The organism is Pedococcus sp. (assembly GCF_036554925.1).
Classification (GTDB): domain Bacteria; phylum Actinomycetota; class Actinomycetes; order Actinomycetales; family Dermatophilaceae; genus Pedococcus_A.
This window is the reverse complement of sequence record NZ_DATBMI010000094.1, coordinates 1-8170: the sequence shown is the minus strand read 5'-3', so window position 1 is coordinate 8170 and position 8170 is coordinate 1. Positions and strand designations below refer to the sequence as shown.

Genomic DNA, 8170 nt, shown 5'->3' with positions numbered 1-8170 from the left:
GCGCTCGGCGCCGACTGGGTCTGGCTGGCCGACGACGACGGCAGGCCGGCTGACCGGTGGACCCTGGCGCGCCTGCTGGTCTGCGCCGAGGACCACGGTCTCCGGGCGGTCTCACCCCTGGTGGTCGACGAGCAGGACCCTCGGCAGCTGGCGTTCCCGCTGAGACGCGGGCTGGTCTGGGTGCGTCGCCGCTCCGACCTCGGGCCGGGCGAGACGCTCACCGGCGTGGCGAACCTCTTCAACGGCGCCCTGCTCTCGGAGGCGGCGGTCGAGGCGGTCGGCGTGCCGGACCCGAGGTTGTTCGTCCGCGGTGACGAGGTCGAGATGCACCGTCGCCTGCGCCGCAGCGGCCTGCCGTTCGGGACGTGTACCGAGGCCGCCTACCTGCATCCCCAGGGGCGGGACGACTGGGCCCCCGTGCTCGGCGGTCGGCTGTGGGTGCTCGTCCCCCGCGACCCGCAGCGGCAGGGCCTGACCTACCGCAACCTCGGCTACCTCACGGCACAGCCCGGCCTGCGGTGGCGCCGGTGGCCGGACGCCGCCCGGTACGCCTGGTTCTACCTGGTGCAGCAGCGCGACCCCCGGGGCTTCCGCCGGTGGGCCCGGCTCACGAGGGCCGGGCGCCGCGAACGTTTCGGCGCCTCGAGCCTGCCACAGGCGGAGCGCGCAGAGCTGCCCCGGGCGAGCTAGAAGGGTCGCCCCGCGGGCTCAGCGGCCGCCGGTGAGCGACCGGTGCCGCTGGTCGCGGCCGGCAGTGCCGTAGGGGTAGTCGTCGACCCGGGGCGAGCTCGCCTCCGTCAGCCGTGCCAGGCCCTCCTCGTCGAGGTCGAGGTCGGCCGCTCCCATGTTGTCGAGCAGCTGCTCGACGGTGCGGGCGCCGAGGATCACCGACGTCACCGCCGGCTGCGCGGCCACCCACGCCAGCGCCACCTGGGACTCCCGGATGCCGGCCTCGCGGGCGACGTCGCGGACGGCGTCGACGACCTGCCACGTGCGCTTGTCGGCGTTGCGCGCCGCCCACGCCTCCATGCCCCGCTCCGGGTTGTCGCCGAGCCGGGTCGGGCCGCTCGGGGGGATGTCCCGCTCGTACTTGCCGGTGAGCCACCCGCCGCCGAGGGGCGACCAGGGCAACAGGCCGATCCCCGCGTCGAGACAGGCGGGCACGACCTCGTGCTCGATGTCGCGCACGAGCAGGTTGTACTGCGGCTGCACGGTGACGGGTGCCGCCCACCCCTGGGCGGCCGCGATGTGGACGGCCTTGGTGACCTGCCACCCCAGGTAGTTCGAGAAGCCGTAGTAGCCGATCTTCCCTGCGGTGACGGCGTCGTCGAGGAAGCGCAGGGTCTCCTCCAACGGGGTCAGCTCGTCCCAGGCGTGCATCTGGTAGAGGTCGATGTGCTCGACGCCGAGGCGTCGCAGGGAGTCCTCGAGGGCGGTGCGCAGGTGCCGCCGCGAGAGCCCGAGGTCGTTGGGCCCCTCCCCCATCGGGAAGCGGGCCTTGGTGGCGACGACGAGCTGACCGGCTTCGCTCGGGTGCTTGGCCAGCCAGCGACCGACGATCTCCTCGGAGACACCGCCGCTGTAGACGTCGGCCGTGTCGACCAGCGTGCCGCCGCGCTCGACGAAGGCCGCCAGGAGCTCCCCCGAGGTCTCCTCGTCGCACTCGGCTCCGAAGGTCATGGTGCCGAGGGCCTGGGTTGACACGACCGCACCGCTGCGGCCGAGGGTGCGGTAGCGCATGGTGTCGCCTCCGTGGTCGGGTGCCTGGTGCCCCCACCCTAGGCGCGTGCGCCGCTCGTTGCTTTTCGGCGACATTCGAGGGTCGACCTGTCACCGAACTGCAGCCACGCAGTAGGTTGCCTGCCATGACGGAGCCACTCGTCGTCCTCAAGGGCGTGAACAAGCACTTTGGCGAACTCCACGTCCTGCAGGACATCAACCTCACGATCGGCAAGGGCGAGGTCGTGGTCGTGATCGGCCCCTCGGGGTCCGGCAAGTCGACCCTGTGCCGCACCATCAACCGGCTCGAGACCTTCGAGTCCGGCACGATCGAGATCGACGGCAGGCCGCTGCCCGAGGAGGGCAAGGCCCTCGCGCAGCTGCGCGCGGACGTCGGCATGGTCTTCCAGTCCTTCAACTTGTTCGCGCACAAGAGCATCCTCGAGAACGTCACCCTCGGGCCGATGAAGGTGCGCAAGATGAAGAAGGCCGAGGCGGAGAAGCGCGCGATGGAGATCCTCGAGCGCGTCGGCGTCGCCGCCCAGGCCGGCAAGTACCCTGCGCAGCTCTCCGGCGGCCAGCAGCAGCGCGTCGCCATCGCCCGGTCCCTCGCGATGGACCCCAAGGTCATGCTGTTCGACGAGCCCACCTCGGCGCTCGACCCGGAGATGATCAACGAGGTGCTCGAGGTCATGATCCAGCTCGCCAAGTCCGGCATGACGATGGTCGTGGTCACCCACGAGATGGGCTTTGCCCGCCGCGCCGCCAACCGCGTGGTCTTCATGTCCGACGGCCAGATCGTCGAGGAGGCTGCACCCGAGACGTTCTTCACGAACCCGAAGTCCGAGCGCGCCAAGGACTTCCTCGGCAAGATCCTCACCCACTGACTCCACGTGACCGGCGCCAGACCTGCGTGCCGGCCGTCCTACCAGGGAGGAACACACCATGAAGATCTCTCGTGTGAGCGCCGCCGCGGCCGCCGCGGTCGTCGCGCTGGGGCTCACCGCCTGCGGCGACGGGGGCGGTGACAGCGCCAGCACCGGTGACGGTGGCGGTGGCGCGTACAAGGTCGGCATCAAGTTCGACCAGCCGGGCCTGGGCCTGAAGGAGGGCTCGGAGTACACCGGCCTCGACGTCGACGTCGCCACCTTCATCGCCAAGGAGCTCGGCCACGAGGCCAAGGACATCCAGTGGGTCCAGGCGCCCAGCGCGCAGCGCGAGACGCTGATCAAGACCGGCCAGGTCGACATGATCGTCGCGACCTACTCGATCACCGACAAGCGCAAGGCCGAGGTGTCCTTCGCAGGCCCGTACTTCATCGCCGGCCAGGACCTCCTCGTCCGCGCCGACGAGACCGCGATCACCGGCCCCGAGACGCTGACCGGCAAGAAGCTGTGCTCGGTCACGGGCTCGACCTCCGCCCAGAAGGTCAAGGACAAGTACCCCGGTGTCCAGCTCCAGGAGTTCGGCACCTACTCCGAGTGCGTGACCGCCCTGGTGTCCAAGGGCGTCGACGCCCTGACCACGGACAACACGATCCTCGCCGGCTACGCGGCGCAGGACCAGTACAAGGGCAAGCTCAAGGTCGTCGGCAAGACCTTCTCCGAGGAGCGCTACGGCGTCGGGATCAAGAAGGGCGACACGGCCACCTGCGAGAAGATCAACACGGCCATCCAGAAGATGGTCGACTCCGGCGAGTGGCAGAAGGCGGTCGACGCCAACCTCGGCCCGGCCGGCTTCAAGGTCGACACCGCCGTCAACCCGCCCAAGGCTGACGCCTGCGCCTGACCTGCCAGGTCAGTGACCGGTGTGCCGCCCCGCTGAGCCAGCGGGGCGGCACCCCGGTCGGCACGAGACCACCCACAGAAGGGCCCCCGCATGGGTGACATCCTGAGCCAGTACGACGTGCTGGCCGCCTTCCGGATGACCGTCTACCTTGCGTTCTTCTCCGCGATCGGGTCACTGGTCATCGGCACCGTCGTCGCCATCATGCGCGTGTCTCCGGTGCGGGTGCTGCAGGTCATGGGCGCCGCCTACGTCAACCTGATCCGCAACACACCACTCACCCTGATCGTGGTGTTCTCCATCCTCGGTGCGCTGTACATCCTGGGCATCAACCTGACCGACCCGACGTCGCCGACCTCCATCAAGGACAACGCGATCCGCTGGGCGATCGTCGCGCTCTCGGTCTACCACGCAGCCTTCGTCTGCGAGGCGCTGCGCAGCGGCGTGAACACGGTTCCCACCGGGCAGGCCGAGGCTGCGCGGTCGATCGGCCTGACCTTCGGTCAGAGCCTGCGCACCGTGATCCTCCCGCAGGCCTTCCGCGGGGCCATCGCGCCGCTCGGCTCCACGCTCATCGCGTTGATCAAGAACACCACGGTCGCCGCCGCCATCGGCGTGGCAGAGGCAGCCCTGCTCATGAACGAGATCGTCGAGAACGAGACGGGCACGCTGGGGGTCTTCCTGATCTTCGCGCTCGGCTTCGTCATCCTGACCCTGCCGCTCGGCGTGCTGTTCACCAGCCTGTCGCGGCGTCTGGCGGTGAAGCGGTGAGCACCCAGAACGTCCTCTTCGACGCCCCCGGTCCTCGCGCACGGCGCCGGCACGCCCTCCTCACCGGGGTGGGGGTCCTCCTCGCCGCGGCGGCCCTGTACGTCATCGTGAGCCGACTGCGCGAGAAGGGCCAGCTCGGACCCGAGCTCTGGAAGCCGTTCCTCACCGCGGAGGTCTGGGCGGAGTACATCGTCCCGGGCCTGATCGGCACGCTGCGGGCGGCGTCGATCTCGATCGTCCTGGCGCTGGTGTTCGGACTCGTCTTCGGGATGGGCCGCCTGTCGCAGAACCGCGCCGTGCGGTGGGTCTGCGGCGTGGTCGTGGAGTTCTTCCGCGCCGTCCCCGTCCTGCTGATGATGATCTTCTTCTTCGGCGTCTACTCCCAGAACGGCGTCTTCCGCGACGACCTCAACCCGCTCGCCGCCGTCGTGACCGGCCTGACCCTCTACAACGGCTCCGTCATCGCCGAGCTGGTCCGCTCGGGCGTGGGGTCGCTGCCCAAGGGCCAGAGCGAGGCCGGCCTGTCGATCGGCCTCACCCGCAACCAGACGCTGCGCGCCATCGAGCTGCCACAGGCCCTCACGGCCATGCTCCCCGCCCTGGTGGGGCAGTTCGTGGTGGTGCTCAAGGACTCGGCGCTCGGCTCGATCATCACGTACCAGGAGCTGCTGACCTGGTCCAAGACCTTGGGCTCGGCCTACGCCAACACCATCCCGGCCTTCCTCGTGGCGGCCACCCTGTTCATCGTCATGAACTACCTGCTGACGGTGCTGGCGCGGCGCATCGAGCGGCGGCTCAGCACTCGTGGGCGCACGACCCTGCACGCCCAGACGGCGGCCCCCACCCCGGACGCCGCTCAGTCGGCGCCCTGAGCGGGGTTCGGCCACGGGGCACGCCGAAGGCCCCGGATCCGCGCGGGGATCCGGGGCCTTCGGCGTGTGGTGCTGGGTGGCTCCCCCGGTTGGACTCGAACCAACAACCTGCCGGTTAACAGCCGGCTGCTCTGCCAATTGAGCTACAGGGGAATGCTGCTCGCGGGCCTGCCGCGATGGCGCTGCGCAACCATAGCAAAAGATGCGTCCGGTTCAGAAAACGGGCTGGTGCCCGTGTCGAACCCGTGTCGAACCCGTGTCGAACCGTGTCGAAGCCGTGTCGACACGCTGGGAAACCGCCCTCGGGCGCCACGCGAAGGGCCGTTTTCCAGCGTGTCGACGACTTGGGCAGGGCGCGCCCGCCGGGGGTGGCAGGCTCAGGTGAGCCCGACCTGCTCGCGCAGGTAGGCCAGCGCCGCCTGCGTCTGGGGCTCGACCCCCGGGTCGTCGGGACGCACGCCCCTGCCGAGCACGACCTGCTCGACAAGCTCCCCGGACGCGAGGTCCTGACGGATCACCGCCCTCGCACTGCGCCGCTCACCCAGCTCGACGCGCTGGGCGAGGACCACGGAGGCCTGCACCCTCTCGCGCAGCGTCTCGGGCAGCAGGCTCGGCTCCCGGAACACCCACTGCGAGGGCCGGTGGCGGTCCACCCAGGTCACCGTGAGCAGGAACGCGTCGTGGGACCAGGTCCCCGAGTCGACGAGGTGCCACGGCCGCGCGAGCACGACCTCGCCGGCCGGCGACACGGCATACAGGCTGTGGTTGCTGGCCACCACGGTGGCGCCGGTGCCCCCGTCGTGGGCCCAGCTGAGCAGCCGCTCCCCGGGGCCCAGCTCGATGGCGTCGCGGGCGACGTCGGGGATGCGCTCGGGGCGGTGGCGCCGCAGCGACCAGGCCATCAGTCGACCTTGTCGCGCAGCGCGGCGAGCTCGCGCTGGAGCTCCTGCAGCTCCCCGCTGAGCGCCCGCGCCCGGGCGGGGTCAGTGTGCGGGTCCGCGGCCATCCGGCGCATGGCCGACATGGCGTCGGCGATGCGCCGGGTCAGGGCGACCTCCTGGACGCGCACGAGCAGGGCGCGGGTGTAGCGCCGCTCCGGAAGGCCGGTGGCCTTGTCGAAGCGGGTGGGCAGCGGCGCGACGGCGAGCTCGGAGACCAGGCCGCGCACGGCGAGGGGGGCGGCCTCGGCCACCTTGTCCGCCCACGCCTTGGCCGACAGTGCCGGCTGGATGCCGCCGGCCGCGCGCACCCCGTCGAACACGGCGCGGTGGGCCGGGGCACTGAACGACTCGACCGCGATGGCGTCGACGTCCGCCGCGTCGTAGCAGGTGGGGAACTGCAGCAGGCACTGCAGCAGCTGCCGCTCGGCGAAGACGACCGGGTCGCGCAGGTCGGGTGCCGGGAACGAGGAGCGCAACTCCTCGGCGGAGGGCTCCGGCACCACCTCCGTGTCGGCGCGGTGCTGGGCGCCCTGCCGGGGGCCCTCGCCCTTGGCCTCGCGCGCCGCCATCCGGCCGGCCCGCGCCACCTCCGCCTGGACCTGCTCGACCTCGACGCCGATCCAGCCGGCCACGGTGCGGGTGTACTCCGGGCGCATGGACGTGTCACGGATGCTCGCGACGATGGGCGCCGCGGCCCGCATGCCCTGCACCCGGCCCTCGGCGGTGGACAGGTCGAAGCGGTTGATGGTCGTGCGCACGGCGAACTCGAACATCGGCACGGCGTCCTCGACGAGGTGCCGCACGGCGGCGTCGCCCTTGGCGAGGCGGAGGTCGCAGGGGTCCATGCCCTGCTCGGCGACGGCCACGAAGGACTGCGACGCCCAGCGCTGGTCCTCGCCGAAGGCGCGCATCGCAGCCTTCTGACCTGCGGCGTCCCCGTCGAAGGTGAAGATCACCCGGGCGGGCGCGAGGTCGGCCTCGTCGCGCATGATCCGTCGCAGCACCTTGATGTGGTCGATCCCGAAGGCGGTGCCACAGGTGGCGACAGCGCCCTCGATCCCAGCGAGGTGGCAGGCCATGACGTCGGTGTAGCCCTCGACGACGACCGCCTTGCGCTCTGCGGCGATGGCCTTCTTGGCGGCGTCGAGGCCGTAGAGCACGTTCGACTTCTTGTAGATGGGGGTCTCGGACGTGTTGAGGTACTTCGCCGCGATCCGGTCGTCGTCGAAGAGCCGTCTGGCACCGAAGCCGACCGTGTCGCCGGTGATGTCGCGGATGGGCCAGACGAGCCGCCCGCGGAAGCGGTCGTAGAGCCCGCGGCTCCCCCGCCCCGACAGACCCGCCAGGGTGAGCTCCTCGTCGGAGAAACCCTTGGAGCGCAGGTGTCGGGACAGCTCCTCGCCCCCGCGCGGGGCGAACCCGACGCCGAACCGCTCGGCCGCCTTGCCGTCGAAGCCGCGGGCGCGCAGGAAGTCGCGTCCGGCCCGCGCCTCGGGTGTGTTGAGCAGGGCATGGGCGTAGAACTCCTGGGCCACCCGGTGGGCCTCGACCAGCCGGGACCGGCGGCCGAGGGACTCCCCGTCGCGAGGCCTGCCACCCTGCTCGTAGGTGAGCTCCATGCCCAGCTTCTGGGCGAGGCGCTCCACGGCCTCCGCGAAGGTCAGGTGCTCGACCTTCTGCACGAAGGAGATCACGTCGCCGCCCTCACCGCAGCCGAAGCAGTGCCAGGCGCCCACCGCGGGCCGGATGTTGAACGAAGGGGTCTTCTCGTCGTGGAAGGGGCACAGGCCCTTCATCGACCCCGGACCCGCAGGGCGGAGGGTGACGTGCTCGCGCACCACGTCCTCGATCGACGAGCGCTCTTTGACCAGCGCGATGTCGTCGGCCTTGATCCGACCCGCCACATGTCCTCCTTGTCGGGGATGAGTCTAGGTGGTCACGTCCGACAGCGGCGCCCGACTCCACGGGACGGGGCAGACAGGGGTATGCCGTGCGCTCGCCGCGCCCGCTCGTGCCACCTCTCGTGTCATGTTTTCGAGCCGACGGGGCGGTTATCCACAACGGCCTCCTCGGCAGTCACAC

8 protein-coding genes and 1 tRNA gene are annotated in these 8170 nt (G+C 70.9%); 5 read left to right on the top strand and 4 right to left on the bottom strand.

Annotated features, from left to right (window positions below):
• The coding region (locus VIB11_RS07890; protein ID WP_332030034.1) for a galactofuranosyl transferase at nucleotides 1–690 on the top strand (690 nt) is incomplete at its 5' end.
• 18 nt (nucleotides 691–708) lie between these two features.
• On the opposite strand, the gene VIB11_RS07885 is transcribed toward VIB11_RS07890, so the two are convergent.
• Nucleotides 709–1740, bottom strand: coding sequence for an aldo/keto reductase (locus tag VIB11_RS07885; protein ID WP_332030032.1), 1032 nt, complete (start codon nucleotides 1738–1740; stop codon nucleotides 709–711).
• A 125-nt stretch (nucleotides 1741–1865) separates the two neighbouring features.
• Here VIB11_RS07885 and VIB11_RS07880 point away from each other — a divergent pair, with 125 nt between their 5' ends.
• The 4 genes from VIB11_RS07880 (at nucleotide 1866) to VIB11_RS07865 (ending at nucleotide 5147) form a co-directional block, all read left to right on the top strand.
• Nucleotides 1866–2606, top strand: a complete 741-nt coding sequence (locus VIB11_RS07880; protein WP_332030030.1) for an amino acid ABC transporter ATP-binding protein — start codon at nucleotides 1866–1868, stop codon at nucleotides 2604–2606.
• A 58-nt stretch (nucleotides 2607–2664) separates the two neighbouring features.
• A complete protein-coding gene (locus VIB11_RS07875; RefSeq protein ID WP_332030028.1) occupies nucleotides 2665–3507 on the top strand; it encodes a glutamate ABC transporter substrate-binding protein in 843 nt (280 codons plus the stop codon).
• A 90-nt stretch (nucleotides 3508–3597) separates the two neighbouring features.
• A complete protein-coding gene (locus VIB11_RS07870) occupies nucleotides 3598–4275 on the top strand; it encodes an amino acid ABC transporter permease (RefSeq protein ID WP_332030026.1) in 678 nt (225 codons plus the stop codon).
• Nucleotides 4272–5147, top strand: a complete 876-nt coding sequence (locus VIB11_RS07865) for an amino acid ABC transporter permease (protein ID WP_332030024.1) — start codon at nucleotides 4272–4274, stop codon at nucleotides 5145–5147. Before VIB11_RS07870 ends, VIB11_RS07865 begins: the two co-directional genes overlap by 4 nt.
• 77 nt (nucleotides 5148–5224) lie before the next feature.
• On the opposite strand, the gene VIB11_RS07860 is transcribed toward VIB11_RS07865, so the two are convergent.
• From VIB11_RS07860 to dnaG, 3 genes are all read right to left on the bottom strand, one after another.
• Nucleotides 5225–5300: transfer RNA gene (locus VIB11_RS07860), tRNA-Asn, on the bottom strand.
• 224 nt (nucleotides 5301–5524) lie between these two features.
• The gene (locus VIB11_RS07855) at nucleotides 5525–6049 is read right to left on the bottom strand and encodes a hypothetical protein (RefSeq protein WP_332030022.1); all 525 of its coding nucleotides are present in this window, start codon (nucleotides 6047–6049) and stop codon (nucleotides 5525–5527) included.
• Nucleotides 6049–7992, bottom strand: coding sequence for a DNA primase (gene dnaG, locus VIB11_RS07850; protein WP_332030020.1), 1944 nt, complete (start codon nucleotides 7990–7992; stop codon nucleotides 6049–6051). Before dnaG ends, VIB11_RS07855 begins: the two co-directional genes overlap by 1 nt.
• Nucleotides 7993–8170 lie beyond the last annotated feature (178 nt).